Annotated in this window: 22 protein-coding genes; 19 read left to right on the forward strand and 3 right to left on the reverse strand. The window is 69.6% G+C overall.

The genetic code is table 11. The annotated features are described in order from the left end of the window. Positions 1–65 precede the first annotated feature (65 nt). The 4 genes from secD to ACZ69Q_RS36375 all read left to right on the forward strand — a co-directional run bounded on the left by secD (position 66) and on the right by ACZ69Q_RS36375 (position 6422). Positions 66–1811: a protein translocase subunit SecD gene (gene secD, locus ACZ69Q_RS36360; protein ID WP_471050574.1), complete on the forward strand. Its 1746-nt coding sequence runs from the start codon at positions 66–68 to the stop codon at positions 1809–1811. Between the two features lies 1 nt (position 1812). Beyond that, positions 1813–2937, forward strand: coding sequence for a protein translocase subunit SecF (secF, locus tag ACZ69Q_RS36365; RefSeq protein WP_471050577.1), 1125 nt, complete (start codon positions 1813–1815; stop codon positions 2935–2937). Continuing rightward, positions 2934–3473 carry an adenine phosphoribosyltransferase gene (locus ACZ69Q_RS36370; protein ID WP_471050580.1) on the forward strand — a complete coding sequence of 180 codons (540 nt, stop codon included), beginning with the start codon at positions 2934–2936 and terminating at the stop codon, positions 3471–3473. Before secF ends, ACZ69Q_RS36370 begins: the two co-directional genes overlap by 4 nt. 429 nt (positions 3474–3902) lie before the next feature. Next, entirely contained in the window at positions 3903–6422 is a 2520-nt protein-coding gene (locus tag ACZ69Q_RS36375; protein WP_471050582.1) for a RelA/SpoT family protein, read from the forward strand. A gap of 63 nt (positions 6423–6485) precedes the next feature. On the opposite strand, the gene ACZ69Q_RS36380 is transcribed toward ACZ69Q_RS36375, so the two are convergent. Both ACZ69Q_RS36380 and ACZ69Q_RS36385 read right to left on the reverse strand, forming a co-directional pair. Beyond that, positions 6486–7715, reverse strand: coding sequence for a DUF349 domain-containing protein (locus ACZ69Q_RS36380; protein WP_471050584.1), 1230 nt, complete (start codon positions 7713–7715; stop codon positions 6486–6488). A gap of 135 nt (positions 7716–7850) precedes the next feature. Continuing rightward, positions 7851–8669, reverse strand: a complete 819-nt coding sequence (locus ACZ69Q_RS36385) for a peptidylprolyl isomerase (RefSeq protein ID WP_471050587.1) — start codon at positions 8667–8669, stop codon at positions 7851–7853. 180 nt (positions 8670–8849) lie between these two features. Between ACZ69Q_RS36385 and ACZ69Q_RS36390 the strand changes: the two genes are divergently transcribed. The 5 genes from ACZ69Q_RS36390 to rpsD all read left to right on the forward strand — a co-directional run bounded on the left by ACZ69Q_RS36390 (position 8850) and on the right by rpsD (position 14003). After that, positions 8850–9560, forward strand: a complete 711-nt coding sequence (locus ACZ69Q_RS36390; RefSeq protein WP_471050590.1) for an MBL fold metallo-hydrolase — start codon at positions 8850–8852, stop codon at positions 9558–9560. An 11-nt stretch (positions 9561–9571) separates the two neighbouring features. After that, complete coding sequence (hisS, locus tag ACZ69Q_RS36395) at positions 9572–10834, forward strand: histidine--tRNA ligase (protein WP_471050593.1); 1263 nt, start codon at positions 9572–9574, stop codon at positions 10832–10834. Between the two features lie 185 nt (positions 10835–11019). Beyond that, positions 11020–11676, forward strand: a complete 657-nt coding sequence (locus ACZ69Q_RS36400; RefSeq protein WP_471050596.1) for a vitamin K epoxide reductase family protein — start codon at positions 11020–11022, stop codon at positions 11674–11676. Between the two features lie 56 nt (positions 11677–11732). Next, a complete protein-coding gene (locus ACZ69Q_RS36405; RefSeq protein WP_471050598.1) occupies positions 11733–13088 on the forward strand; it encodes a replication-associated recombination protein A in 1356 nt (451 codons plus the stop codon). Positions 13089–13388: 300 nt separating this feature from the next. Further along, on the forward strand, positions 13389–14003 hold the full coding sequence (rpsD, locus tag ACZ69Q_RS36410) for a 30S ribosomal protein S4 (protein WP_015661793.1): 615 nt from the start codon (positions 13389–13391) through the stop codon (positions 14001–14003). 29 nt (positions 14004–14032) lie between these two features. On the opposite strand, the gene ACZ69Q_RS36415 is transcribed toward rpsD, so the two are convergent. Further along, positions 14033–16189, reverse strand: coding sequence for an ATP-binding protein (locus ACZ69Q_RS36415; RefSeq protein ID WP_471050601.1), 2157 nt, complete (start codon positions 16187–16189; stop codon positions 14033–14035). A gap of 163 nt (positions 16190–16352) precedes the next feature. On the opposite strand from ACZ69Q_RS36415, the gene ACZ69Q_RS36420 reads away from it, so the two are divergent. The 10 genes from ACZ69Q_RS36420 to aroB all read left to right on the forward strand — a co-directional run bounded on the left by ACZ69Q_RS36420 (position 16353) and on the right by aroB (position 26372). Then, complete coding sequence (locus ACZ69Q_RS36420) at positions 16353–16790, forward strand: DUF948 domain-containing protein (RefSeq protein ID WP_093745335.1); 438 nt, start codon at positions 16353–16355, stop codon at positions 16788–16790. Positions 16791–16806: 16 nt separating this feature from the next. Further along, complete coding sequence (locus ACZ69Q_RS36425; RefSeq protein ID WP_471050604.1) at positions 16807–17154, forward strand: hypothetical protein; 348 nt, start codon at positions 16807–16809, stop codon at positions 17152–17154. Then, complete coding sequence (gene alaS / locus ACZ69Q_RS36430) at positions 17154–19826, forward strand: alanine--tRNA ligase (protein WP_471050607.1); 2673 nt, start codon at positions 17154–17156, stop codon at positions 19824–19826. Before ACZ69Q_RS36425 ends, alaS begins: the two co-directional genes overlap by 1 nt. A gap of 35 nt (positions 19827–19861) precedes the next feature. Continuing rightward, complete coding sequence (ruvX, locus tag ACZ69Q_RS36435) at positions 19862–20326, forward strand: Holliday junction resolvase RuvX (RefSeq protein WP_030952630.1); 465 nt, start codon at positions 19862–19864, stop codon at positions 20324–20326. Between the two features lie 124 nt (positions 20327–20450). Then, positions 20451–22130, forward strand: coding sequence for an endolytic transglycosylase MltG (mltG, locus tag ACZ69Q_RS36440; protein WP_471050609.1), 1680 nt, complete (start codon positions 20451–20453; stop codon positions 22128–22130). Further along, positions 22111–22950 carry a shikimate dehydrogenase gene (locus tag ACZ69Q_RS36445; RefSeq protein WP_471050611.1) on the forward strand — a complete coding sequence of 280 codons (840 nt, stop codon included), beginning with the start codon at positions 22111–22113 and terminating at the stop codon, positions 22948–22950. The genes mltG and ACZ69Q_RS36445 overlap by 20 nt, the downstream gene beginning before the upstream one ends. 51 nt (positions 22951–23001) lie before the next feature. Continuing rightward, positions 23002–23400 carry a hypothetical protein gene (locus ACZ69Q_RS36450; protein ID WP_471050614.1) on the forward strand — a complete coding sequence of 133 codons (399 nt, stop codon included), beginning with the start codon at positions 23002–23004 and terminating at the stop codon, positions 23398–23400. Positions 23401–23584: 184 nt separating this feature from the next. Next, positions 23585–24769, forward strand: a complete 1185-nt coding sequence (gene aroC / locus ACZ69Q_RS36455) for a chorismate synthase (RefSeq protein WP_471050616.1) — start codon at positions 23585–23587, stop codon at positions 24767–24769. After that, positions 24766–25284 (forward strand): shikimate kinase, encoded by a 519-nt coding sequence (locus ACZ69Q_RS36460; RefSeq protein WP_471050618.1) that lies wholly within the window; start codon positions 24766–24768, stop codon positions 25282–25284. The genes aroC and ACZ69Q_RS36460 overlap by 4 nt, the downstream gene beginning before the upstream one ends. Next, positions 25281–26372 carry a 3-dehydroquinate synthase gene (gene aroB / locus ACZ69Q_RS36465; RefSeq protein WP_471050620.1) on the forward strand — a complete coding sequence of 364 codons (1092 nt, stop codon included), beginning with the start codon at positions 25281–25283 and terminating at the stop codon, positions 26370–26372. The genes ACZ69Q_RS36460 and aroB overlap by 4 nt, the downstream gene beginning before the upstream one ends. Positions 26373–26454 lie beyond the last annotated feature (82 nt).

A 26454-nucleotide genomic window follows, 5' to 3' on the forward strand; every position in this document is an offset into this window, starting at 1 on the left:
ACACCATGTCATGGCCGCCAGTCCGTCGATCCGGAGTGGGGCGGCCCGAGAGGGAGTACGAGAAGGTGGCAGCACCTAAGAAGGGCCGGAGCGCGAGCGCCCAGAGCAAGCCAGGGCGCTCGCTGGCCCTCATCCTGATCGCCATCGCGGCGCTCACCGGGGGGATGTTCGCCTCGGGGCACACCACTCCGCGACTCGGCATCGACCTGGCAGGCGGCACGAGCATCACGCTTCGCGCGGTCGCCGAGCCCGGCCAGGAATCCGCGATCAACAAGACCAACATGGACACCGCGGTCGACATCATGGAGCGCCGTGTCAATGGTCTTGGTGTCTCGGAGTCCGAGGTACAGACCCAGGGCGATCGCAACATCATCGTCAACATCCCCAAGGGCACCAACTCCAAGGAAGCCCGGGACCAGGTCGGCACCACCGCCAAGCTCTACTTCCGTCCGGTGATCGCCACCGAGGTCGCCGGCACCGGCGCCCAGGCGACCCCCTCGCCGAGCGCCTCCTCCAGCGCCTCCGGCAACTCCGGCGACAAGGCGACCGACAAGTCGACCCCCTCCGGCACGCCGTCGGCGAGCTCCACCACCCAGGGCCGCGCGGTCACCGACGCCCTGAAGGCCGACTCCACGCCGTCCACGAGCGCCTCCGCCAGCGGCTCCCCGTCCGCGAGCGGCACCCCCACCGGTGACGCGGCGACCAGCAAGCTCGAAGCGCAGTACGCCGCGCTCGACTGCACGAAGAAGTCGGCCCGCGCCAAGGCCGGTGACGGCGCCAAGCCCACCGACTACACGGTCGCCTGTGGTCAGAACTCGTCCGGCCAGTGGCAGAAGTACATCCTCGGCCCCGCCGAGGTCGACGGCACGGACGTAGACAAGGCCAAGGCCGTCCTCAACACGCAGACCGGCGCCGGCTGGACCGTGACCATGGACTTCACGGGCTCGGGCAGCAAGAAGTTCGCCGCGATCACCGGCAAGCTGGCCAAGAACCAGTCCCCGCAGAACCAGTTCGCCATCGTGCTGGACGGTGAGGTCGTCTCCGACCCCTTCGTCAAGCAGGCCCTGACGGGCGGCAACGCCGAGATCTCCGGCAACTTCAACCAGGAGTCGGCTCAGAGCCTCGCCAACATGCTGTCGTACGGCGCCCTGCCGCTGACCTTCCAGGAGGACAGCGTCACCACGGTGACCGCCGCGCTCGGTGGTGAGCAGCTCCACGCCGGTCTGATCGCCGGTGCGATCGGCCTCGGCCTGGTCGTGATCTACCTGCTGGTCTACTACCGCGGCCTGTCGCTGATCGCCCTGCTGTCGCTGCTGGTCTCCGCGGCCCTGACCTACACGATCATGGCGCTGCTCGGCCCGACCATCGGCTTCGCGCTGAACCTGCCGGCCGTCTGCGGTGCCATCGTCGCCATCGGCATCACAGCGGACTCGTTCATCGTGTACTTCGAACGCGTCCGAGACGAGATCCGAGAGGGACGCTCGCTGCGCCCCGCGGTCGAGCGTGCCTGGCCGCGTGCTCGGCGCACCATCCTGGTCTCCGACTTCGTGTCGTTCCTCGCCGCCGCGGTGCTCTTCATCGTCACCGTCGGCAAGGTCCAGGGCTTCGCGTTCACGCTCGGCCTGACCACCCTGCTCGACGTGGTGGTCGTGTTCCTGTTCACCAAGCCACTGCTGACGCTCCTGGCCCGCACCAAGTTCTTCGCGAGCGGCCACCCCTGGTCCGGCCTCGATCCCAAGCGACTGGGAGCCAAGCCGCCGCTGCGCCGCAACCGCCGTCCCGCAGGCCCTGTCGACCCGAAGGAGGCGTGAGATGTCCAAGCTCGGCACCCTCGGCGCCCGACTGCACCGTGGCGAGGTCGGCTACGACTTCGTCGGCAACCGCAAGATCTGGTACGGCCTCTCCATCCTGATCACCATCACGGCCATCGTCGGCCTGGCGGTGCGCGGCCTGAACATGGGCATCGAGTTCCAGGGCGGAGCCGTCTTCAACACCCCCAAGACCAGCGTCTCGGTCGCGCAGGCGCAGGAGTACGCGGAAGAGGCGTCCGGCCACGACGCGATCGTCCAGAAGCTCGGCAGCGGCGACGACGCCAAGCTGCGCATCCAGGTCTCGGGCATCGACACCAACCAGGCCGACAAGGTCTCGGCCGAGCTGGCCGAGAAGCTCGGTGTCGACGAGAACGACGTCACCGGCGAGCTGGTCGGCCCGAGCTGGGGTGAGCAGATCGCCAACAAGGCCTGGCAGGGTCTCGGGATCTTCCTGGTCCTCGTGGTGATCTATCTGGCGATCGCCTTCGAGTGGCGCATGGCACTCGCCGCGTTCGTCGCGCTGATCCACGACATCACCATCACGGTCGGCATCTACGCCCTTGTCGGCTTCGAGGTGACGCCGGGCACGGTGATCGGTCTGCTGACGATCCTCGGTTACTCGCTCTACGACACGGTCGTCGTCTTCGACAGCCTCAAGGAGCAGACGAAGGACATCACCAAGCAGACCCGCTGGACCTACAGCGACGTCGCCAACCGCTCGATCAACAGCACACTGGTCCGCTCGATCAACACCACGGTCGTCGCGCTGCTGCCGGTGGCGGGCCTGCTGTTCATCGGCGGCGGCTTCCTCGGCGCGGGCATGCTCAACGACATCTCGCTGTCGCTGTTCGTCGGCCTCGCCGCCGGTGCGTACTCCTCGATCTTCATCGCCACGCCGCTCGTCGCCGACCTCAAGGAGCGCGAGCCGCAGATGAAGGCCCTGAGGAAGCGCGTGCTCGCCAAGCGGGCCCAGGGTGCCGCACAGGGCGAGGCCTCGCAGGCTCCGGCCACCGACGAGCACTACGACGACGAGCCGGAGGACGCCGCCCCCGCGGTCGTCGGCCCCCGCAACCAGCCCGCCTCCCGTAACCGGGGCCGTGGCCGACCCTCGGGGAAGCGTCGATGACCGGCATCCAGGAGCTCCTGCTCAGCCGCATCCGTGACGTGGCGGACTACCCGGAGCCGGGCGTGATGTTCAAGGACATCACCCCGCTCCTGGCGGACCCCGCGGCGTTCACGGCGCTCACCGACGCGCTGGCGGAGATCGTCGGGAGCACCGGCGCCACGAAGATCGTCGGCCTGGAGGCCCGCGGTTTCATCCTCGGAGCGCCGGTCGCGGTCCGTGCGGGCGTCGGCTTCATCCCGGTACGCAAGGCGGGCAAGCTCCCCGGGGCGACCCTCAGCCAGGCGTACGACCTGGAGTACGGCTCGGCCGAGATCGAGGTCCACGCCGAGGACCTGAGCGCGGCCGACCGCGTCCTGGTCATCGACGACGTCCTGGCGACCGGCGGCACCGCCGAGGCCTCGATCCGGCTGATCCGCCGGGCCGGCGCCGAGGTGGCGGGCCTCGCCGTCCTGATGGAGCTGGGCTTCCTCGGCGGCCGAGCCCGCCTGGAGCCGGCCCTGGCCGGCGCCCCGCTGGAGTCGCTGCTCACAGTCTGAGCGACCGGCCGTCTATCACCGCGCGTATGCCGCGCGCCCGAAGTCGAGGGCGCGCGGCATACGTGTATCCGGAGCGCGGAGACTCGTGCTCCCCCTCCGGGCGGCCCGGAGAGCATGCGCCCCCGGGTGCTACGGCGTACGCACCCACCTGCGCGGTCGCCCCCGCACCCCATGGCTCAAAACCGGCGCCGCAAGCCTCCAGCGGGTCCGCTGAGACGGCGTACGCAAACCCCACGTCAGCCCCACGCAACACTCCCGCCACCCTCAGGACACGGCCCGCAAGGCACGGAGGAATCCTGCGGCAGCCCCTTGTGTTTCTCCGGTAGACGGCCCTCACATCGGCCTGAAGGCGATCCTGCGGCTCAGGATCGCTACCATGGGGTCTCCGGAGCCTGACCGGGGGACCCGGATCGCGCACGAGGAGTCCTCTTGCCAGACGAGGCCCAGCACCTGACCGCCGCCAAGCCCGAGTCCGCCTCGGGACCGGCGGCCAAGCCCGCGCCGAACGCGCCGAACGCGAAGAACGACCCGCGCGGGACGGTCGAGCACGCCCAGTCCGCGCCGGTCGACAAACCGGCAGAGCCGCCTCGCCCCAAGCCCGTCTCGTCGACGCCGGCGGTGCGCCCGAACACCGGCCAGCCCGCCCGCAGCGGCTCCTCCAACCGCGTCCGCGCCCGTCTCGCCCGCCTCGGCGTCCAGCGCTCCAACCCGTACAACCCGGTCCTTGAGCCGTTGCTCCGCATAGTCCGCAGCAACGACCCGAAGATCGAGACCGCCACGCTCCGCCAGATCGAGAAGGCCTATCAGGTCGCCGAACGCTGGCACCGCGGCCAGAAGCGCAAGAGCGGCGACCCGTACATCACGCACCCCCTCGCCGTCACCACGATCCTCGCCGAGCTGGGGATGGATCCGGCCACCCTGATGGCGGGCCTGCTGCACGACACCGTCGAGGACACCGAGTACGGCCTCGACCAGCTCCGCCGCGACTTCGGCGACTCGGTCGCGCTGCTCGTCGACGGCGTGACCAAGCTGGACAAGGTCAAGTTCGGCGAGGCGGCGCAGGCCGAGACCGTGCGCAAGATGGTCGTCGCCATGGCCAAGGACCCCCGCGTCCTGGTCATCAAGCTCGCCGACCGCCTGCACAACATGCGCACCATGCGCTACCTCAAGCGCGAGAAGCAGGAGAAGAAGGCGCGCGAGACCCTCGAGATCTACGCGCCCCTCGCCCACCGCCTCGGCATGAACACCATCAAGTGGGAGCTGGAGGACCTCGCCTTCGCGATCCTCTACCCCAAGATGTACGACGAGATCGTACGGCTGGTGGCCGAGCGGGCACCGAAGCGTGACGAGTACCTGGCCATAGTGACCGACGAGGTCCAGCAGGACCTGCGCGCCGCCCGCATCAAGGCGACCGTCACCGGCCGCCCGAAGCACTACTACAGCGTCTACCAGAAGATGATCGTCCGCGGCCGGGACTTCGCGGAGATCTACGACCTGGTGGGTATTCGTGTACTCGTCGACACGGTCCGCGACTGCTACGCAGCCCTCGGCACCGTGCACGCGCGATGGAACCCGGTCCCCGGCCGGTTCAAGGACTACATCGCGATGCCCAAGTTCAACATGTACCAGTCGCTGCACACGACGGTCATCGGCCCCAACGGCAAGCCGGTCGAACTCCAGATCCGCACGTTCGACATGCACCGCCGAGCCGAGTACGGCATCGCCGCGCACTGGAAGTACAAGCAGGAGGCCGTCGCCGGCGCCTCCAAGGTGCGTTCGGACGCGCCGAAGAGCACCGGCAAGGACGACCATCTCAACGACATGGCGTGGCTGCGCCAGCTCCTGGACTGGCAGAAGGAGACCGAGGACCCCGGCGAGTTCCTGGAGTCCCTGCGCTTCGACCTGTCGCGCAACGAGGTCTTCGTCTTCACCCCCAAGGGCGACGTCATAGCGCTGCCGGCCGGCGCCACACCCGTGGACTTCTCCTACGCGGTGCACACCGAGGTGGGCCACCGCACCATAGGAGCCCGCGTCAACGGACGCCTGGTGCCGCTGGAATCGACCCTGGACAACGGTGACCTCGTGGAGGTCTTCACGTCCAAGGCACCCGGGGCCGGACCGTCCCGGGACTGGCTGAACTTCGTGAAGTCGCCGCGCGCCCGCAACAAGATCCGGGCGTGGTTCTCCAAGGAGCGCCGCGACGAGGCGATCGAGCAGGGCAAGGACGCCATCGTCCGCGCGATGCGCAAGCAGAACCTGCCGATCCAGCGCATCCTGACCGGCGACTCCCTCGTCACCCTCGCCCACGAGATGCGCTACGCCGACATCTCGGCGCTGTACGCGGCCATCGGCGAGGGCCATGTCTCCGCACAGAACATCGTGCAGAAGCTGGTCCACGCGCTCGGCGGCGAGGAGGCCGCCACCGAGGAGATCGACGAGTCGGTCCCGCCGACCCGTGGCCGCAGCCGCAAGCGCCGCTCCAGCGCCGACCCGGGCGTCATCGTCAAGGGCGTCGAGGACGTATGGGTCAAGCTGGCCCGCTGCTGTACGCCCGTACCCGGCGACCCGATCATCGGCTTCGTCACGCGTGGTAGTGGTGTATCGGTTCACCGCAGCGACTGTGTCAACGTGGAGTCACTGTCCCGTGAGCCCGAGCGCATCCTCGAGGTCGAGTGGGCGCCGACGCAGTCCTCGGTGTTCCTGGTCGCCATCCAGGTCGAGGCCCTGGACCGCTCCCGGCTCCTGTCGGACGTCACCCGCGTGCTCTCCGACCAGCACGTCAACATTCTCTCCGCCGCCGTGCAGACCTCCCGCGACCGCGTCGCCACCTCCCGCTTCACCTTCGAGATGGGCGACCCGAAGCACCTCGGACACGTCCTGAAGGCCGTCAGGGGTGTGGAGGGCGTGTACGACGTGTATCGCGTGACGTCGGCGCGCAGCCGGTCGTAACCGCCGCACAGGCACGAAGAAGGGGCTCCCCGCGGGGAGCCCCTTCTCTGATGTCGACCGGCGTCAGCCGCCGAACTCCTGCAGACCCTTCAGCGCCTGGTCCAGCAGCGCCTGGCGGCCCTCCAGCTCACGCTCCAGCTTGTCGGCCTTCGCGTTGTTGCCCTGGGCACGCGCCTGCTCGATCTGGCCCTTCAGCTTGTCCACGGCGGCCTGGAGCTGACCGGTCAGCCCCTCGGCACGCGCGCGTGCCTCCGGGTTGGTCCGGCGCCACTCGGCCTCCTCGGCCTCCTGGATGGCCCGCTCCACGGCGTGCATCCGGCCCTCGACCTTCGGCCGGGCGTCGCGCGGCACATGGCCGATGGCCTCCCAGCGCTCGTTGATCGAGCGGAAGGCGGCACGCGCGCCCTTCAGGTCGCCGATCGGCAGGAGCTTCTCGGCCTCGCCGGCCAGCTCCTCCTTCAGCTTCAGGTTCTCGGACTGCTCGGCGTCGCGCTCGGCGAAGACCGAGCTGCGGGCCGCGAAGAAGATGTCCTGGGCGCCGCGGAAGCGGTTCCACAGGTCGTCCTCGTGCTCGCGCTGGGCACGGCCTGCGGCCTTCCACTCCGACATCAGCTCGCGGTAGCGCGCGGCCGTCGGACCCCAGTCCGCCGAACCGGACAGCGACTCGGCCTCGGCGACCAGCCGCTCCTTGGTCTTGCGGGCCTCCTCGCGCTGTGCGTCCAACTGCGCGAAGTGGGCCTTGCGGCGCTTGGAGAACGCCGACCGGGCGTGCGAGAAGCGGTGCCACAGCTCGTCGTCGGACTTGCGGTCCAGCCGCGGCAGACCCTTCCAGGTGTCCACCAGGGCCCGCAGCCGCTCACCGGCGGCCCGCCACTGGTCGGACTGAGCCAGCTCCTCGGCCTCGACGACCAGCGCCTCCTTGGCGTGGCGCGCCTCGTCGGACTGCTTGGCCCGCTGCTGCTTGCGCTCCTCGCGGCGCTTGTCGACCGTCTCGACCAGCTTGTTGAGCCGGGTCTTCAGAGCGTCCAGATCACCGACCGCGTGATGGGCGTCGACCTGCTCACGAATGTGGTCGATCGCGGTCTGAGCGTCCTTCGCCGACAGGTCGGTGGTCTTCACTCGCTTCTCGAGGAGGCCGATCTCGACAACCAGGCCCTCGTACTTGCGCTCGAAATAGGCCAGCGCCTCTTCAGGAGTGCCTGCCTGCCAAGAGCCGACAACCTGCTCGCCGTCGGCCGTACGCACGTACACGGTCCCCGTCTCGTCGACGCGGCCCCACGGGTCGCTGCTCACAGCGCCTCCTCCACATGATGCCTGCGAGGGGCTCGTGTTCCCCCGGGCATCGTCCACAGTTTCGTCACGGCCAACATAGGCGACCGGCGGGTTGCCTGTCCGCATCCCGCGCGACCGAAATTTCGCAGTTGGCGGTCAGGATTTCGTGACCGTCGCCTTGTTGATCACGACCGTCGCGTTCGGTGCGCCGTCGCCCTGGCCAGTGCTCTCACCGGCACCGGCAATCTTCTTGAGTACCTTCATGCCGGATTCGGAAACGGTACCGAACGGTGTGTAGCTGGGCGGAAGCTGACTGTCCTGGTACACGAGGAAGAACTGGCTGCCGCCGCTGTGCTTCTGCCCGGTGTTCGCCATGGCCACCGTGCCCGCCGGATAGATGTTGTCCTTCAGGCTTTTGTCCTTCAGGTTCTCGTCCGGAATGGTGTAGCCGGGGCCGCCGGTGCCGGTACCCGTCGGGTCGCCGCACTGGAGCACGTAGATGCCGTTGGTGGTGAGCCGGTGGCACTTGGAGTGGTCGAAGTAGCCCTTGCCGGCCAGGAACTCGAAGGAGTTCACCGTGTGCGGTGCGGCCGACGCCTTCAGGTCGACGTCTATGTCACCGCACGTCGTCGCGAGCTTCATCGTGTACTTCGCCGCCTTGTCGACGGTCAGCTCCGGCTCCTTCTTCCAGGTGGCCGTCTTGACCTTGCCCTCGGCGGGCTTCTCGCACGGGTCCGGGGCCTTGCTGGGTGTCGCGCTCGGCGTCACCTCCGCGCCCGCGTTCTCCTTGCTGTCGTCGCCCTTGAGGACGCCCGTCGTGTACAGCGCGAGGCTGCCGATGACGACCACTCCGAGTACCGACGCGATCACCGAGTTGCGCATGCGCGCCTTGCGTCGGGCGGACGTGCGCCGCTGCTGCTGCCGCAAGAACTTCTCCCGGGCGAGCTGACGCCGCCGCTGTTCCTGGCTGACCACCGGGTTCTCTCCTCATGCGTCGTAAGTGTCGACCGGTACGCGTGTGTTCATTGAGCCGACCGCCTGCGTGTGCCCCGTACCGTATATGGGTTCGCTGTGGAATCGGCAGCGCCGGTAGGCTCTGACGACAGGCGGAGTCCGCCGACAAACCACCCGTGTCGACACAAACGAAGGACGATCGTGCTCATTGCCGGGTTCCCCGCCGGGGCCTGGGGGACGAACTGTTATCTCGTCGCCCCCGCCGCCGGTGAGGAGTGCGTGATCATCGACCCGGGCCACGAAGCGGCCCCCGGAGTCGAGGAAGCACTGAAGAAGCATCGGCTCAAGCCCGTCGCCGTCGTCCTCACCCACGGCCACCTCGACCACGTGGCCTCGGTCGTCCCGGTCTGCGGTGCGCACGACGTGCCGGCCTGGATCCACCCCGAGGACCGGTACATGATGAGCGACCCCGAGAAGGCGCTCGGCCGGTCCATCGGCATGCAGTTGATGGGCGAGCTGACCATCGGGGAGCCGGACGACGTCAAGGAGCTGACCGACGGCGCCAAGCTGGCGCTGGCGGGGATGGAGCTCACCGTCGCGCATGCGCCCGGCCATACCAAGGGGTCGGTGACCTTCGGCATGCCCGAGGCGGCGGACATCCCGCCGATCCTGTTCTCGGGCGACCTGCTGTTCGCCGGCTCCATCGGACGCACCGACCTGCCCGGCGGTGACACGGCCGAGATCCTCGACTCGCTGGCACGCGTGTGCCTGCCGCTCGACGACTCGACCGTGGTGCTGTCCGGCCACGGCCCCCAGACGACCATCGGCCAGGAGCGCGCCACCAACCCGTATATGCGGCAGGTGGCCGCCGGCCTGGGAGCGAATGTCGACGCTCCCCGACGAGGAATGTGACGAGACCTTCCGTGAGCACCTTCAAGGCCCCCAAGGGCACGTACGACCTGATCCCGCCGGAGAGCGCCAAGTACCTGGCCGTCCGCGAGGCGATCGCCGCGCCCCTGCGCAACTCCGGCTACGGCTACATCGAGACGCCCGGCTTCGAGAGCGTCGAGCTGTTCGCGCGCGGTGTCGGTGAGTCCACCGACATCGTCACCAAGGAGATGTACGCCTTCGAGACCAAGGGCGGCGACAAGCTGGCCCTGCGCCCCGAGGGCACGGCCTCGGTCCTGCGCGCGGCGCTGGAGGCCAACCTGCACAAGGCCGGCAACCTCCCGGTCAAGCTCTGGTACTCGGGCTCCTACTACCGCTACGAGCGCCCCCAGAAGGGCCGTTACAGGCACTTCTCCCAGGTCGGCGCCGAGGCGATCGGCGCCGAGGACCCGGCGCTCGACGCCGAGCTGATCATCCTGGCCGACCAGGCCTACCGCTCGCTCGGCCTCAGCAACTTCCGGATCCTGCTGAACAGCCTGGGCGACAAGGAGTGCCGCCCGGTGTACCGCGCGGCCCTCCAGGACTTCCTGCGCGGCCTCGACCTGGACGAGGACACCCTGCGCCGCTCGGAGATCAACCCGCTGCGCGTCCTCGACGACAAGCGCGAGTCGGTCCAGAAGCAGCTCGGGGACGCCCCCCTCCTGCGTGACTACCTCTGCGACGCGTGCAAGGCGTACCACGAGGAGGTCCGTGAGCTGATCACGGCGGCGGGCGTGCTCTTCGAGGACGACCCGAAGCTGGTGCGCGGCCTGGACTACTACACGCGCACGACCTTCGAGTTCGTCCACGACGGTCTGGGCTCGCAGTCCGCGGTGGGCGGCGGCGGCCGTTACGACGGGCTGTCCGAGATGATCGGCGGCCCCGCGCTGCCGTCCGTCGGCTGGGCGCTCGGCGTCGACCGCACGGTGCTCGCCCTGGAGGCGGAGGGCGTGGAGCTCCAACTCCCGTCGTCCACCAGCGTGTTCGCGGTGCCGCTCGGCGAGGAGGCCCGGCGGGTGCTGTTCGCCAAGGTCACCGAACTGCGCAAGCTCGGCGTCGCGGCGGACTTCTCCTACGGCGCCAAGGGCCTCAAGGGCGCCATGAAGAACGCCAACCGCAGCGGCGCCCGCTACACGATCGTCGCCGGCGAACGCGACCTCGCCGAGGGTGTCGTCCAGCTCAAGGACATGGAGTCCGGCGAGCAGTCGGCCGTCGGCGTCAACGAGATCGTGGCGGAGCTCGAAGCCCGATTGGGCTGATTGTGCTCACAGGGCGGGGACCGGACGGTCCCCGCCCTGTCCGTTGTGTCCGTGTCTTGAACTGAGCGCCTCAACTGGATTGCGCGTATTTCCTTATACGCAGCGAACGGTGGGCACGCGTGCGTGTACGGCACAATGTGCCGTGTCCGGAGAAACTCCAAGTCTCAAGTGACGGAATCGGCGTGATGAGCAAGACGACAGTCAAAGACGTCTCCACCGAGCCCGAGTCGGAGCCCGCTCAGGCGGCACCGCGGGCGGTGGGCGGCAGCCGTGCCCTCGCCCTGATGCTGGTGATCACCGGCGCGGCGGGACTGCTTGCCGCGTGGGTCATCACGATCGACAAGTTCAAGCTGCTCGAAGCCAAGGTCGAGGGCAAGTCGTTCACCCCGGGGTGCAGCCTCAACCCCGTCGTCTCCTGCGGCAGCGTCATGGAGAGCAAGCAGGCCGCCGCCTTCGGGTTCCCGAACCCGATGCTCGGCCTCGTCGCCTACGGCATCGTCATCTGCGTCGGCATGAGCCTGCTGGGCCGCGCCCGCTTCCCGCGCTGGTACTGGCTCACCTTCAACGCCGGCACCCTCTTCGGCGTGGTCTTCTGCGCCTGGCTGATGTTCCAGTCGCTGTACCGGATCAACGCGCTGTGCCTGTGGTGCTCGCTGGCCTGGGTCGCGACGATCGTCATGTTCTGGTATGTGACCTCGTTCAACGTCCGCAACGGCTTCCTGCCCGCGCCGAGCTGGCTCAAGAGCTTCTTCGGCGAGTTCACCTGGGTCATGCCCGTACTGCACATCGGCATCATCGGCATGCTGATCCTGACCCGCTGGTGGGACTTCTGGACGAGCTGACCCCGCTGCCCGGGGGCCGGGCGGGATTGTCAGTGCGGTGATTTAGGGTTTCCAGGGTGGAGCCCGACCTGTTCACCGCCGCCGCAGAAGAACGCCAGGAGAAGGACCCAGCCGGCAGTCCCCTGGCAGTGCGCATGCGCCCGCGCACCCTGGACGAGGTGGTGGGCCAGCAGCACCTGCTGAAGCAGGGCTCGCCGCTGCGCCGACTCGTGGGCGAATCCGGCGGCGGCCCCGCCGGACCGTCCTCGGTGATCCTCTGGGGCCCGCCCGGCACCGGCAAGACCACCCTGGCCTACGTCGTCTCCAAGGCGACCGACAAGCGCTTCGTCGAGCTCTCCGCGATCACCGCCGGCGTCAAGGAGGTCCGCGCGGTCATCGACGGCGCCCGCCGCGCCACCGGCGGCTTCGGCAAGGAGACCGTCCTCTTCCTCGACGAGATCCACCGCTTCAGCAAGGCCCAGCAGGACTCCCTCCTCCCGGCCGTCGAGAACCGCTGGGTGACCCTGATCGCGGCGACCACCGAGAACCCGTACTTCTCGATCATCTCCCCCCTGCTGTCCCGCTCCCTCCTGCTCACCCTCGAACCCCTCACCGACGACGACGTCCGCGGCCTGCTGAGGCGGGCCCTGAGCGACGAGCGCGGTCTGAAGGACTCCGTCGGCCTCCCCGAGGACACCGAGGAGCACCTGCTGCGGATCGCCGGCGGCGACGCCCGCCGCGCCCTGACGGCCCTGGAGGCCGCCGCGGGAGCCGCCCTGGACCAGGGCGAGAGCGAGATCAGCCTCCAGACGCTGGAGCAGACAGTCGACCGCGCCGCGGTGAAGTACGACCGCGAGGGCGACCAGCACTACGACGTGGCCAGCGCCCTCATCAAGTCCATCCGCGGCTCCGACGTGGACGCCGCCCTGCACTACCTGGCCCGGATGATCGAGGCCGGCGAGGACCCCCGCTTCATCGCCCGCCGCCTGATGATCTCCGCCAGCGAGGACATCGGCCTCGCCGACCCGAACGCCCTGCCGATCGCGGTCGCCGCCGCGCAGGCCGTCGCCATGATCGGCTTCCCCGAGGCCGCCCTCACCCTCAGCCACGCCACCATCGCCCTCGCGCTGGCCCCCAAGTCCAACTCCGCGACGACGGCGATCGGCGCCGCGATGGACGACGTACGCAAGGGACTGGCGGGCCCCGTGCCCCCGCACCTGCGCGACGGGCACTACAAGGGCGCCGCCAAGCTCGGGCACGCGCAGGGGTACGTGTATCCGCACGACCTGTCCGAAGGCATCGCCGAGCAGCAGTACGCTCCGGACGCCCTCAAGGACCGCGAGTACTACACCCCGACCAGGCACGGCGCCGAGGCTCGGTACGCGGACGCCGTGGAGTGGACCAGGAAGCACCTCGGTCGCAAGCGGTCCTGAGCACCCTGTAAACTCGCTCGGAGTGCTGCGTCCCGTGCAGTCAGAACGGGACAGTCAGCCGGAGCCAGTCCTCGGACCGGCTCCAGGAGCGTCGCGCACCGTCGATCGGTGTCGCGGGCAGCCCACCACCACTCGTCGCACGACGGGACCGGTCGGTGGGCCACTCGCGTGCTGCACGTATGTGCCCAGACCAGGGGAGCGGCTGCCCGCCCCGTCCGCCAGGACGAGGAGGGTTTCCCCGGCTGCGGATGCGACCTCTCTCAACACCCTGACAAGCCGAACACTAGGAAATGAGAAGCAGTGGCGAACCAGTCCCGCCCCAAGGTCAAGAAGTCGCGTGCCCTCGGCATCGCGCTGACCCCGAAGGCCGTCAAGTACTTCGAGGCCCGTCCCTACCCGCCGGGTGAGCACGGCCGTGGCCGCAAGCAGAACTCGGACTACAAGGTCCGTCTGCTGGAGAAGCAGCGTCTGCGTGCGCAGTACGACGTGTCCGAGCGTCAGCTCGTCCGCGCCTACGAGCGTGCCTCCAAGGTTCAGGGCAAGACCGGTGAGGCCCTGATCATCGAGCTCGAGCGTCGTCTCGACGCCCTGGTCCTGCGTTCGGGCATCGCCCGCACCATCTACCAGGCCCGTCAGATGGTCGTTCACGGCCACATCGAGGTCAACGGCCAGAAGGTCGACAAGCCGTCGTTCCGCGTCCGTCCCGACGACGTCGTGATGGTCCGCGAGCGCAGCCGCGAGAAGACCCTCTTCTCGATCGCCCGTGAGGGCGGCTTCGCCCCCGAGGGCGAGACCCCGCGCTACCTCCAGGTGAACCTCAAGGCCCTGGCGTTCCGCCTGGACCGTGAGCCGAACCGCAAGGAGATCCCGGTGATCTGCGACGAGCAGCTCGTCGTCGAGTACTACGCCCGTTGATCCTTCAGCGGCCGTAGGACACCTGCGCCTCAGCCCGTCGTCTCCCCGCCCTTGCGGGTGGGGGAGGCGGCGGGCTTTCGCATGTTCGGGGCCGCGTTCGCAGGGCGGGCCGATCCCCGGGGCGGCGGCAGCGCCTCCGAGCGCTGTCGCCCCAGCGCCCGCCGCACCGACTCCTCACGGCCGAGAGCCGTTCCGTGCCGTACGCACTCCTCGTACCGCTCGTCGCCGAGCCGCTCGCGCGCCGCCGACTCGCACAGCTCGTGCGGGGCGTTGAAGCAGGCCGAGCCGAACAGCGGCAGCCCCACCGACGGCCACATTCCCGCCGCCGCGCCCTGGAGAACCGCCGCCTCCGCCGCGTCGCCCTCCGCGCCCGTTACCAGGGCCAGCAGCTCCACGGCCAGCACCGAGCCGAGCAGGTCACGGAAGGAGTGGGCGTTGCCGAGGCACTCGGTCAGCAGCGCCCGGGCGCCGGACAGATCACCGTCGGCCCAGGCCGCGTACGCCAGGACGTACAACGCGTAGGAGCGCGCCCAGCGCTCGCCGTGGTCCTCGCACACCTGCCGGACGTCCTCGCACAGCCGGACCGCGTCCGGCAGATCGCCTCGGAACGCCCGCGTCATCGCCAGCTCGATCTGGCCCATCAGCACATTGCTGTTGAGCTCGCCGATCTCCTGATAGCGGGCCAGCGCCGAGCGCAGCAGCGTCTCGGCACGCTCCATGTCGTCCGACAGCAGCGCCAGACAACCCGTGCGGTGCTCGGCGTACGCCACCGCCGTGGGGTCGGCGGCGCTCTCCGCCTCCTCCCGGCACTCCAGCAGTACCCCGAGCGCGGGCACCGAGTCGCCCTGGAGGATCGCGACATAGCCGAGCACCCACAGTGCCTTCAGCCGGGACTGCTCATGACCGCTGTCCAGCGCCACCGCCTGCTCCAGCCAGTGCCGGCCCTCCGAGAGCCGGCCGCAGCCGACCCAGTAGAACCACAGGGAGCCCGCGAGGTAGTGACCCAGATGCGCCTCGTCCGGTTCGCTCAGGCAGTACTCCAGAGCGCAGCGCAGATTCGGCAGCTCCGCTTCGATACGGGCGGCCACCTCGCCCTGCCGCGGCGAGAACCACTCCAGCTCGCACCAGGTCGTCAGACCCAGATACCAGTCGCGGTGCCGGCGCCGCAGCCGGGCCGCGTCACCGGCCGCCTCCAGCCAGTCGGCGCCGTAGGCCCGGATCGTGTCCAGCATGCGGTAGCGCACACCGGTCGCGGTCTCCTCGCGCGCGACCACGGACTGCGCGAGCAGCTCCGAGAGCACGTCGAACACGTCGTCGGGGTGCAGGCCCCGGCCGCCGCACACGTACTCGACCGCGTCCAGGTCGAACCGGCCCGCGAACACCGACAGCCGCGCCCACAGCAACCGCTCCTCGGGCGTGCACAGTTCATGGCTCCAGCCGACCGCCGTACGCAGCGCCCGATGCCGGGGCAGAGCGTCCGGTCCGCCGCCGGTCAGCAGCCGGAACCGGTCGTCGAACCGCTCCAGCAACTGCCGTGGCGACAGCATCCGCAGCCGCCCCGCGGCCAGCTCGATCGCGAGCGGGATCCCATCGAGGCGACGGCACAGCTCCCGTACGTCGGTGTCGTCCCGCACGGCCACTCCATGCTGTGCCGCCCGCTCCACGAACAGCTCCACGGCCTCGTCCTCGCCCAGCGGGGCCAGCGCAAGCAGCCGCTCGCCGGCGATGCCCAGCGGTCTGCGCCCCACCGCGAGCACCCGCAGACCCGGCACCCGGCGCAGCAGATCCGTCACGAGCTGCGCGCAGGCGGCCGGCAGGTGCTCGAATCCGTCCAGGATCAGCAGCAGTTCACGCTCGCCGAGACGGTCCAGCAGCGTCTCGCGGGGCAGCCGCGTCGTGTGGTCCGTCAGGCCCAGGGCCTCCACGACCGCGTAGTCGACGAACTCCGGATCGCGCACCGGCTCCAGCTCCACGTGCCACACACCGTCGCCGGGCGCGCACCGCGAGGCCGCGCGCGCCGCCAGCCGGGACTTGCCGACGCCGCCGGCACCGGTCACCGTCACCAGCCGTGTGGTGCGCAGCGCCTCGGCCAGGTCGGTCAGCTCGGCCTCGCGGCCCACGAACGTGCTGAGTTCAAGGGGCAGATCGCCGGAGTGGGGGGAGTGGGGGCGCCGTTGATCCCGCATGGAATACGGAGCGTACTGAAGCGTGTTCGGTCCGTACAATCGCTTCTCGCGACCCGGCCCCGCGCGGGCGGTAATCCGGTGCGGAACGGCGCCCCCGGCGCGATAGGCTCGGTGCACGACTTTTTCGATGTAGACCGATGTAGAGGCACGTTTCAGGGAGCGGGTGCACACAGTGTCCGGTGGAGAGGTTGCCGGGATCCTGGTGGCCGTCTTCTGGGCGATTCTGGTCTCCTTCCTCGCCGTCGCGCTGGCGAGGCTGGCCCAGACGCTCAAGGCGACCACCAAACTCGTCGCGGACGTGACCGACCAGGCCGTCCCGCTCCTGGCAGACGCCTCCTCGGCGGTGCGCTCCGCGCAGACCCAGATCGACCGGGTCGACGCGATCGCCTCGGACGTCCAGGAGGTCACGTCGAACGCCTCCGCGCTGTCGACCACCGTCGCCTCCACCTTCGGCGGCCCCCTGGTCAAGGTCGCGGCCTTCGGCTACGGCGTGCGCCGGGCCCTCGGCGGCCGCAAGCAGGAGGACGTGCCCGCGAAGTCGCCCCGGCGTACCGTGATCGTGGGCCGGACGGTCCCCACCGCACGCCGCAAGCGGAAGTAAGGACTGAGACCGAGCGATGTTCCGCCGTACGTTCTGGTTCAGCACGGGTGTCGCCGCCGGTGTGTGGGCCACCACCAAGGTCAACCGCAAGATCAAGCAGCTCACCCCGGAGAGCCTCGCCGCGACCGCGGCGAACAAGGCCCTGGAGACCGGTCAGCGCCTGAAGGACCGCGCGGTGGGATTCGCGCTCGACGTCCGCGACAACATGGCCCAGCGGGAGGCCGAGCTGGAGGACGCGCTCGGGATCCAGGACAACCCCGAACTCCCCGCGCCCCGGCGGTACACCGCCATCGAGAACAACCGCAGCAACCCGAAGTACGTCGACAACCAGACGTACTCGTACAACCGGAATGAGGACCACTGATGGAGTCGGCCGAGATTCGCCGCCGCTGGCTGAGCTTCTTCGAGGAGCGCGGGCACACCGTCGTCCCTTCGGCGTCGCTCATCGCGGACGACCCGACTCTGCTCCTCGTCCCGGCCGGCATGGTGCCCTTCAAGCCCTACTTCCTGGGTGAGGTCAAGCCGCCGTTCGACCGCGCCACCAGCGTGCAGAAGTGCGTGCGCACGCCGGACATCGAAGAGGTCGGCAAGACCACCCGGCACGGCACGTTCTTCCAGATGTGCGGCAACTTCTCCTTCGGCGACTACTTCAAGGAAGGCGCCATCAAGTACGCCTGGGAGCTGCTCACCAGCCCCCAGGACAAGGGTGGTTACGGCCTGGAGCCGGAGAAGCTCTGGATCACCGTCTACAAGGACGACGACGAGGCCGAGCGCATCTGGCACGAGGTGGTCGGTGTGCCGAAGGAGCGCATCCAGCGCCTCGGCATGAAGGACAACTACTGGTCCATGGGCGTCCCCGGACCCTGCGGCCCCTGTTCCGAGATCAACTACGACCGCGGCCCCGAGTTCGGCGTCGAGGGCGGCCCCGCCGTCAACGACGAGCGGTACGTGGAGATCTGGAACCTCGTCTTCATGCAGTACGAGCGCGGCGAGGGCGTCGGCAAGGACAACTTCGAGATCCTCGGCGAGCTCCCCAGCAAGAACATCGACACGGGCCTGGGCCTCGAGCGACTCGCGATGATTCTGCAGGGCGTGCAGAACATGTACGAGATCGACACCTCCATGGCCGTCATCAAGAAGGCCACCGAGCTGACCGGTGTCGCCTACGGCGACGCCCACGGCTCGGACGTCTCCCTGCGCGTGGTCACCGACCACATGCGCACGTCCGTGATGCTCATCGGTGACGGCGTCACCCCCGGCAACGAGGGCCGCGGCTACGTCCTGCGCCGCATCATGCGCCGCGCCATCCGCAACATGCGCCTGCTCGGCGCCACCGGCCCGGTCGTCAAGGACCTCATCGACGTCGTGATCGGCATGATGGGCCAGCAGTACCCGGAGCTCATCACCGACCGCGAGCGCATCGAGAAGGTCGCCGTCGCCGAGGAGAACGCCTTCCTCAAGACGCTGAAGGCCGGCACCAACATCCTCGACACGGCCGTCACCGACACCAAGGCCGCGGGCTCCACCGTGCTCGCCGGCGACAAGGCCTTCCTGCTCCACGACACCTGGGGCTTCCCGATCGACCTCACCCTGGAGATGGCCGCCGAGCAGGGCCTCTCCGTGGACGAGGACGGCTTCCGCCGCCTGATGAAGGAGCAGCGGGAGCGCGCCAAGGCCGACGCCCAGGCCAAGAAGACCGGCCACGCCGGCGCCGGCGCCTACCGGGAGATCGCCGACAAGGTCGGCGAGACCGACTTCATCGGCTACAGCGACACCGAGGGCGAGTCCACGATCGTCGGCATCCTCGTCGACGGCGCCTCGTCCCCGGCCGCCACCGAGGGCGACGAGGTCGAGATCGTCCTCGACCGCACCCCGTTCTACGCCGAGGGCGGCGGTCAGATCGGCGACACCGGCCGCATCAAGGTCGACACCGGTGCCGTCATCGAGATCCGCGACTGCCAGAAGCCGGTCCCCGGCGTCTACGTCCACAAGGGCGTCGTCCAGGTCGGCGAGGTCACCGTCGGTGCCAAGGCCCACGCCTCGATCGACTTCCGTCGCCGTACGGCCATCGCCCGTGCCCACTCGGCCACCCACCTCACCCACCAGGCGCTGCGCGACGCCCTCGGCCCGACGGCCGCCCAGGCCGGTTCCGAGAACCAGCCCGGCCGCTTCCGCTTCGACTTCGGTTCGCCGTCCGCCGTTCCGACGGCCGTGATGACCGACGTCGAGCAGAAGATCAACGAGGTACTCGCCCGCGACCTCGACGTGCACGCCGAGGTCATGGGCATCGACGAGGCCAAGAAGCAGGGCGCCATCGCCGAGTTCGGCGAGAAGTACGGTGAGCGGGTCCGCGTCGTGACCATCGGCGACTTCTCCAAGGAGCTGTGCGGCGGCACGCACGTGCACAACACCGCCCAGCTCGGCCTGGTCAAGCTGCTGGGCGAGTCGTCCATCGGCTCGGGTGTGCGCCGGATCGAGGCCCTGGTCGGCGTTGACGCCTACAACTTCCTCGCCCGCGAGCACACGGTCGTCGCCCAGCTCCAGGAGCTGATCAAGGGCCGCCCGGAGGAGCTCCCGGAGAAGGTCTCCGCCATGCTCGGCAAGCTGAAGGACGCCGAGAAGGAGATCGAGAAGTTCCGCGCCGAGAAGGTGCTCCAGGCCGCCGCCGGTCTTGCCGAGTCCGCCAAGGACGTGCGCGGTATCGCCGTCGTCACCGGTCAGGTCCCGGACGGCACCACGCCGGACGACCTGCGCAAGCTGGTCCTCGACGTGCGCGGCCGCATCCAGGGCGGACGGGCCGCCGTGGTCGCCCTGTTCACCGTGAACAACGGCAAGCCGCTGACGGTCATCGCCACCAACGACGCCGCCCGTGACCGCGGCCTCAAGGCCGGTGACCTGGTCCGCACCGCCGCCAAGACCCTCGGCGGCGGCGGTGGCGGCAAGCCGGACGTCGCCCAGGGCGGCGGCCAGAACCCGGCCGCCATCGGCGAGGCCGTCGACGCCGTCGAGCGGCTCGTGACGGAAACGGCGAAGTGAGCGAAGACACACACGCGAGTGGCGACGGCCGGGGCATGCGCCGCGGCCGTCGCCTGGCCATCGACGTGGGCGACGCCCGTATCGGCGTCGCCTCGTGCGACCCCGACGGGATCCTCGCCACCCCGGTGGAGACGGTCCCGGGCCGGGACGTCCCCGCAGCTCACCGTCGCCTGAAGCAGCTCGTCGAGGAGTACGAGCCCCTTGAGGTCGTCGTGGGCCTGCCCCGCTCCCTCAAGGGAGGCGAGGGCCCGGCCGCGGTCAAGGTCAGAGGTTTCGCCCAGGAACTGGCCCGCATGATCGCGCCCGTACCGGTCAGGCTCGTGGACGAGCGGATGACGACCGTGACGGCCAGTCAGGGACTGCGCGCCTCGGGCGTGAAGTCGAAGAAGGGCCGCGCCGTGATCGACCAGGCAGCCGCTGTGATCATCTTGCAGCAGGCGCTCGAATCCGAACGGGTGTCAGGTAAAGCTCCCGGCGAGAGCGTCGAAGTGGTTATCTGATCGCGATACGGTAACGTTCCGCGCGATGCGCCGATGTTCGATTAGCTGGCGCACCAAGAGAGGCGGGACGGGAGCCGGATCTTCAGCAGCCGCGTGACCGCCGCCTCGCGGCTCTAGGGGATCGATGACTGAGTATGGCCGGGGCCAAGGCTCCGAACCGTGGCATCCCGAGGACCCGTTGTACGGGGACGGCGGATGGGAAGGGCAGCAGGCCCACACGGGCCAACAGCCTGCCTACGGCGGCCAGCAGCACTATCCGCAGCAGCCGCAGCAGCAGTACGGCGACTGGGGCAACGGTCAGCAGGACCCCTACGGTCACGCGCAGCAGCAGTACCAGCAGCAGGGTCAGGCACAGCAGTACCCGCACCAGTACGACCAGCAGCAGTACCCCGGTCAGCAGCCGCAGCAGCCGTACGACAACAACCACTGGGCGACCGGCACCCATCAGCATGCCCAGTACCCCGACCCCTCGGACCCCTACGGGCAGCAGGGCGCGGCGTATGGCGGTGAGCACGCCGACTACTACGGCACTCCCGACGCCTATCCGCCGCCGGAGCCGCCGAGCCGCCGGCAGGCCGAGCCCGAGCCGCCGCAGACCGACTGGGATCCAGGTCCCGACCAGGGCGAACACGCCTTCTTCGCCGGCGGCGACGATGACGACGACTCCGACGACGACTCGGGGGACGGCCGCGGTGACCGCCGGTCCCGGGGCGGCAAGCCCAAGAAACGGCGCAGCGGGTGCGCCTGTCTGGTGGTCTCCCTCGTCTTCGCCGGCGGTGTAGCCGGAGTCGGATATTTCGGGTACCAGTTTTACCAGGATCGTTTCGGCGCGGCGCCGGACTACGCCGGGGACGGCACGGGCGAGACCGTCACCGTGGAGATCCCGAAGGGCGCGCTCGGAAACGAGATCGGCCAGGCGCTCAAGCAGGCCGGCGTCGTCAAGAGCGTCGACGCGTTCGTGGCCGCCCAGTCGCAGAATCCCGACGGCAAGACGATCCAGGCCGGCGCCTATCTGCTGCACAAGGAGATGTCCGCCGAGAGCGCCGTCGAAATGATGCTCGACCCGAAGAGCCAGAACAATGTTCTGGTACGCCCGGGCGAGCGGAATGTGGCCGTGTACAAGGCGATCGACGAACAATTGGATTTGTCGGCCGGCACCACCAAGAAGACCGCCGAGAAGAATTACAAGAGCCTCGGCCTGCCGAGCTGGGCGAACGACAACAGCGAGATCAAGGATCCGCTGGAGGGCTTCCTCTACCCGGGCACCTATCCCGCCGCCAAGGGCATGAAGCCGCAGGCGGTCCTCAAGGCGATGGTGACCCAGGCCGCGAACAAGTACGAGGCGCTCGACCTCGAGGCCAAGGCCAAGGAGCTCAAGCTGGACAGTCCGTTGCAGGTCATCACGGTCGCCAGCCTCGTCCAGGCCGAGGGCAAGACCGACGACGACTACCGCAAGATGGCGGAGGTGGTCTACAACCGCCTCGATCGCGCGAACCCCGAGACCTACGGTCTGCTGCAGTTCGACTCGACCTTCAATTACCTGAAGGGCGAGAGCAACATCAATATCAGCGAAGACGAGATCAACAGCAACCAGGACCCGTACAACACGTACACGCAGAAGGGTCTGCCGCCCGGACCGATCGGCAACCCGGGTGACGGTGCGCTCAAGGGAACGCTGAATCCGACCGATCAGGGCTGGTACTACTTCGTCGCGGTCGACGGCGTGAGCAAGACCGAATTCGCCAAGACGCACGCCGAATTCCAGAGGCTCAAGGACAAGTTCAATGAGAGCTCGGGCAACTGACGCCCGCCGGGCCGCCGTACTCGGCAAGCCCATCGCCCACTCCCTCTCCCCGGTGCTGCACCGCGCCGCCTACGAGGAACTAGGGCTCACGCACTGGTCGTACGACCGGTTCGAGATCGACGAGGCGGCGCTGCCCGGGTTCGTCTCGGAACTCGGCCCTGAGTGGGCGGGGTTGTCCCTGACCATGCCGCTCAAGCGGGCGGTCATCCCGCTGCTCGACGAGATCAGCGACACGGCGGCGTCGGTGGAGGCCGTCAACACCGTGGTCCTCACCCAGGACGGCCGCCGCGTCGGCGACAACACCGACATCCCCGGCATCGTCGCCGCGCTGCGCGAACGCGGCATCGAGCAGGTCGACTCGGCCGCGATCCTCGGCGCCGGCGCGACGGCGTCCTCCGCGCTGGCCGCACTCGCGCGCATCTGCACCGGCGAGGTCGTGGCGTACGTACGCAGTGAGGCGCGCGCCGCCGAGATGCGGCAGTGGGGCGAGCGGCTCGACGTCGAGGTCCGCACGGCCGACTGGGCGGAAGCCGACCGGGCGCTGCACGCGCCGCTGGTGATCGCGACCACCCCCGCCGGCACCACGGACGCCCTCGCCGCCGCCGTACCGGAGCGCCCCGCCACCCTGTTCGACGTGCTCTACGACCCCTGGCCCACCGCCCTCGCGGCCCGCTGGTCCATGTTCGGCGGAGCCGTCGTCAGCGGCCTCGACCTGCTCGTGCACCAGGCGGTGCTGCAGGTGGAGCAGATGACCGGCCGGGTACCGGCGCCCCTGGAGGCCATGCGAAAAGCGGGCGAGCGGGCTCTCGCGAACCGCTAAGATCCGCTGAGTTCCGCAGGGGGCGGACTGGATCGAGGGGGAGTACAAGCAGTGTCCACTGGTGTGCCGCTGGCGTCCGGCAAGAGCGAGATATTCGAGGTCATCCTGCAGTTCATGCCGGACTGGGTGCAGATCCCTGTGCTCGTCCTGGTCATCCTGCTCGTCGTCGGGTCGTGGGTCTTCAAGCTGAAGCGCAAGATCGACCAGCGGCGCGCACGGCGCCAGGGACAGACCGTCCAGGTGGCGGCGCAGCACGGGCAGGGCAGCGGTGCGGACCACCTGGGCCCGTACGCCCCGCAGCAGGCGGCCGCCCAGCCGAGCGGCGCCGACTTCCTCGGCCCCTACGCCCCTCAGCAGCAGGCCCCGCAGCAGGCGGCCGCCCAGCCGAGCGGCGCCGACTTCCTCGGTGCGTACGCCCCGCAGCAGCCGCAGGGCAACGGCCCCGCCTGATCCCGGACGGCGCCCGGCGCCGTCCGTTTTCCGTCCGCCTGATGGACCGGCGGCCGGGGACCGGTGCCGGACGTGGGAGGATCGAAGGTGGCGGGCCGGGGCCGCGCACCTGGTCGCGCCGTCGACGTACGCGAGGACACGCGTACGCAGGGCAGTACCAGGGCGCGAGCACTGAGGAGCACCGTTGAGCAGGTTGCGCTGGCTGACCGCGGGGGAGTCCCACGGTCCCGCACTCGTGGCGACGCTGGAGGGCCTTCCCGCCGGCGTGCCGATCACCACGGAGATGGTGGCGGACCACCTGGCCCGGCGCCGGCTCGGTTATGGACGCGGTGCGCGGATGAAGTTCGAGCGCGACGAGGTCACCTTCATCGGCGGCGTCCGGCACGGCCTCACCCTCGGCTCCCCGGTGGCGATCATGGTGGGCAACACCGAGTGGCCCAAGTGGGACCAGGTGATGGCGGCCGACCCGGTCGACCCGGAGATCCTCGCAGGCCTCGCCCGCAACGCCCCGCTGACCCGCCCGCGCCCCGGCCACGCCGACCTCGCGGGCATGCAGAAGTACGGCTTCGACGAGGCCCGGCCGATCCTGGAGCGCGCGTCGGCGCGTGAGACCGCGGCCCGTGTCGCCCTCGGCGCCGTCGCCCGGTCGTACATCAAGGAGACGGCCGGCATCGAGATCGTCAGCCATGTCGTCGAGCTGTGCTCCGTGAAGGCCCCGCAGGGTGTGTACCCGACGCCGGCCGACGTCGAGAAGCTGGACGCCGACCCGCTGCGCTGCCTCGACGCGGACGCCTCGAAGGCGATGGTCGCGGAGGTCGACCAGGCCCACAAGGACGGCGACACCCTCGGCGGTGTGGTCGAGGTGCTCGCCTACGGCGTCCCCGTGGGCCTCGGCTCGCACGTGCACTGGGACCGCAAGCTGGACGCCCGCCTCGCCGGTGCCCTCATGGGCATCCAGGCCATCAAGGGCGTCGAACTCGGCGACGGCTTCGAGCTCGCGCGCGTGCCCGGCTCCAAGGCGCACGACGAGATCGTGAACACCCCCGAGGGCATCCGCCGTGTCTCCGGCCGCTCCGGCGGCACCGAGGGCGGCCTCACCACCGGTGAGCTGCTGCGGGTGCGCGCCGCGATGAAGCCGATCGCCACCGTGCCCCGGGCCCTCCAGACGGTCGACGTCACGACCGGCGAGGCCACCCAGGCCCACCACCAGCGCTCCGACGTCTCCGCGGTCCCGGCCGCCGGCATCGTCGCCGAGGCCATGGTGGCGCTCGTCCTCGCGGACGCGGTCGCGGAGAAGTTCGGCGGCGACTCGGTGACCGAGACCCGCCGCAACGTCCAGTCGTACCTCGACAACCTGGCCATCCGATGAGCGCAGCGCCTGTGGTGGTGCTGGTCGGGCCGATGGGCGTGGGCAAGTCCACGGTCGGGCAGTTGCTCGCCGAGCGGCTCGGCGTCGGCTACCGCGACACCGACGACGACATCGTGGCCGAGCAGGACCGCACCATCGCGGAGATCTTCGTCGACGAGGGCGAGCCGGTCTTCCGGGCGATCGAGAAGCAGGCCGTGCAGCGGGCGCTGACCGAGCACGACGGCGTGCTGGCGCTGGGCGGCGGCTCGATCCTGGACGAGGACACGCGCGCGCTGCTGCTCGGGCAGCGGGTCGTCTATCTCTCGATGGACGTCGAGGAGGCGGTCAAGCGCACCGGCCTGAACGCCGCCCGCCCGCTGCTCGCGGTCAATCCGCGCAAGCAGTGGCGGGAGCTGATGGAGGCCCGCCGCCATCTGTACGAGGGAGTGGCCACGGCGGTCGTCGCCACCGACGGCCGTACGCCCGAAGAGGTGACTCAAGCCGCCCTGGACGCACTGGAGTTGAAGGACGCATGACTGAGGCAGTGACGCGGATCCAGGTCGGCGGTACCGCGGGCAGTGAACCGTACGAGGTCCTGGTGGGCCGTCAGCTCCTGGGCGAGCTGGGCGGGTTGATCGGCGCGCGGGCCAAGCGCGTCGCCGTGATCCACCCGGAGGCGCTGGCCGACACCGGCGAGGTGCTGCGGGCCGATCTGGCCGAGCAGGGCTATGAGGTGGTCGCCATCCAGGTGCCGAACGCCGAGGAGGCCAAGACCGCCGAGGTGGCGGCGTACTGCTGGAAGGCGCTGGGGCAGTCCGGCTTCACCCGCTCCGACGTGATCGTCGGTGTCGGCGGCGGCGCGACCACCGACCTGGCCGGGTTCGTGGCGGCGACCTGGCTGCGCGGGGTGCGCTGGATCGCGGTCCCGACCACCGTGCTGGCCATGGTGGACGCGGCCGTCGGAGGCAAGACCGGCATCAACACCGCCGAGGGCAAGAACCTGGTGGGCGCGTTCCACCCGCCCGCCGGTGTGCTGTGCGACCTGGCCGCGCTGGACTCCCTGCCGGTCAACGACTACGTGTCCGGTCTCGCGGAGATCATCAAGGCCGGGTTCATCGCCGACCCGGCGATCCTGGAGTTGATCGAGGCCGACCCCGAGGCCGCGCGCACCCCGGCGGGCCCGCACACCGCGGAGCTGATCGAGCGCTCGATCCGGGTCAAGGCCGAGGTCGTCTCGTCGGACCTGAAGGAATCCGGTCTGCGGGAGATCCTCAACTACGGCCACACGCTCGGCCACGCGATCGAGAAGAACGAGCGCTACAAGTGGCGGCACGGCGCGGCGGTGGCCGTCGGTATGCACTTCGCCGCCGAACTGGGCCGGGTGGCGGGGCGGTTGGACGACGCGACGGCGGACCGGCACCGCACGATCCTCGAATCGGTGGGCCTGCCGCTGCACTACCGCTACGACCAGTGGCCCAAGCTGGTCCAGACGATGAAGGTGGACAAGAAGTCCCGCGGTGATCTGCTGCGCTTCATCGTCCTGGACGGCCTGGCCAAGCCCACTGTGCTGGAAGGGCCGGACCCGGCCGTGCTGCTCGCCGCGTACGGCGAAGTCGGCCAGTAAGTACACCGAACCACCCTTCCGTCCGATTCGCCTGTGGCGATGGGCACTTCGGACCGCCACCGGCCGTTCACCAAACGGCGGC

It is taken from the genome of Streptomyces sp. NPDC036764, assembly GCF_055609385.1.

Excerpts from the sequence above, each read along its gene's own strand:
- secF (WP_471050577.1), top strand. The coding sequence starts at position 1,813 with ATGTCCAAGCTCGGCACCCTCGGCGCCCGACTGCACCGTGGCGAGGTC.
- ACZ69Q_RS36370 (WP_471050580.1), top strand. The coding sequence starts at position 2,934 with ATGACCGGCATCCAGGAGCTCCTGCTCAGCCGCATCCGTGACGTGGCG.
- ACZ69Q_RS36400 (WP_471050596.1), top strand. The coding sequence starts at position 11,020 with ATGAGCAAGACGACAGTCAAAGACGTCTCCACCGAGCCCGAGTCGGAG.
- ACZ69Q_RS36415 (WP_471050601.1), bottom strand. The coding sequence starts at position 16,189 with ATGCGGGATCAACGGCGCCCCCACTCCCCCCACTCCGGCGATCTGCCC.
- ACZ69Q_RS36425 (WP_471050604.1), top strand. The coding sequence starts at position 16,807 with ATGTTCCGCCGTACGTTCTGGTTCAGCACGGGTGTCGCCGCCGGTGTG.
- alaS (WP_471050607.1), top strand. The coding sequence starts at position 17,154 with ATGGAGTCGGCCGAGATTCGCCGCCGCTGGCTGAGCTTCTTCGAGGAG.
- ruvX (WP_030952630.1), top strand. The coding sequence starts at position 19,862 with ATGCGCCGCGGCCGTCGCCTGGCCATCGACGTGGGCGACGCCCGTATC.
- mltG (WP_471050609.1), top strand. The coding sequence starts at position 20,451 with ATGACTGAGTATGGCCGGGGCCAAGGCTCCGAACCGTGGCATCCCGAG.
- ACZ69Q_RS36445 (WP_471050611.1), top strand. The coding sequence starts at position 22,111 with ATGAGAGCTCGGGCAACTGACGCCCGCCGGGCCGCCGTACTCGGCAAG.
- ACZ69Q_RS36460 (WP_471050618.1), top strand. The coding sequence starts at position 24,766 with ATGAGCGCAGCGCCTGTGGTGGTGCTGGTCGGGCCGATGGGCGTGGGC.
- aroB (WP_471050620.1), top strand. The coding sequence starts at position 25,281 with ATGACTGAGGCAGTGACGCGGATCCAGGTCGGCGGTACCGCGGGCAGT.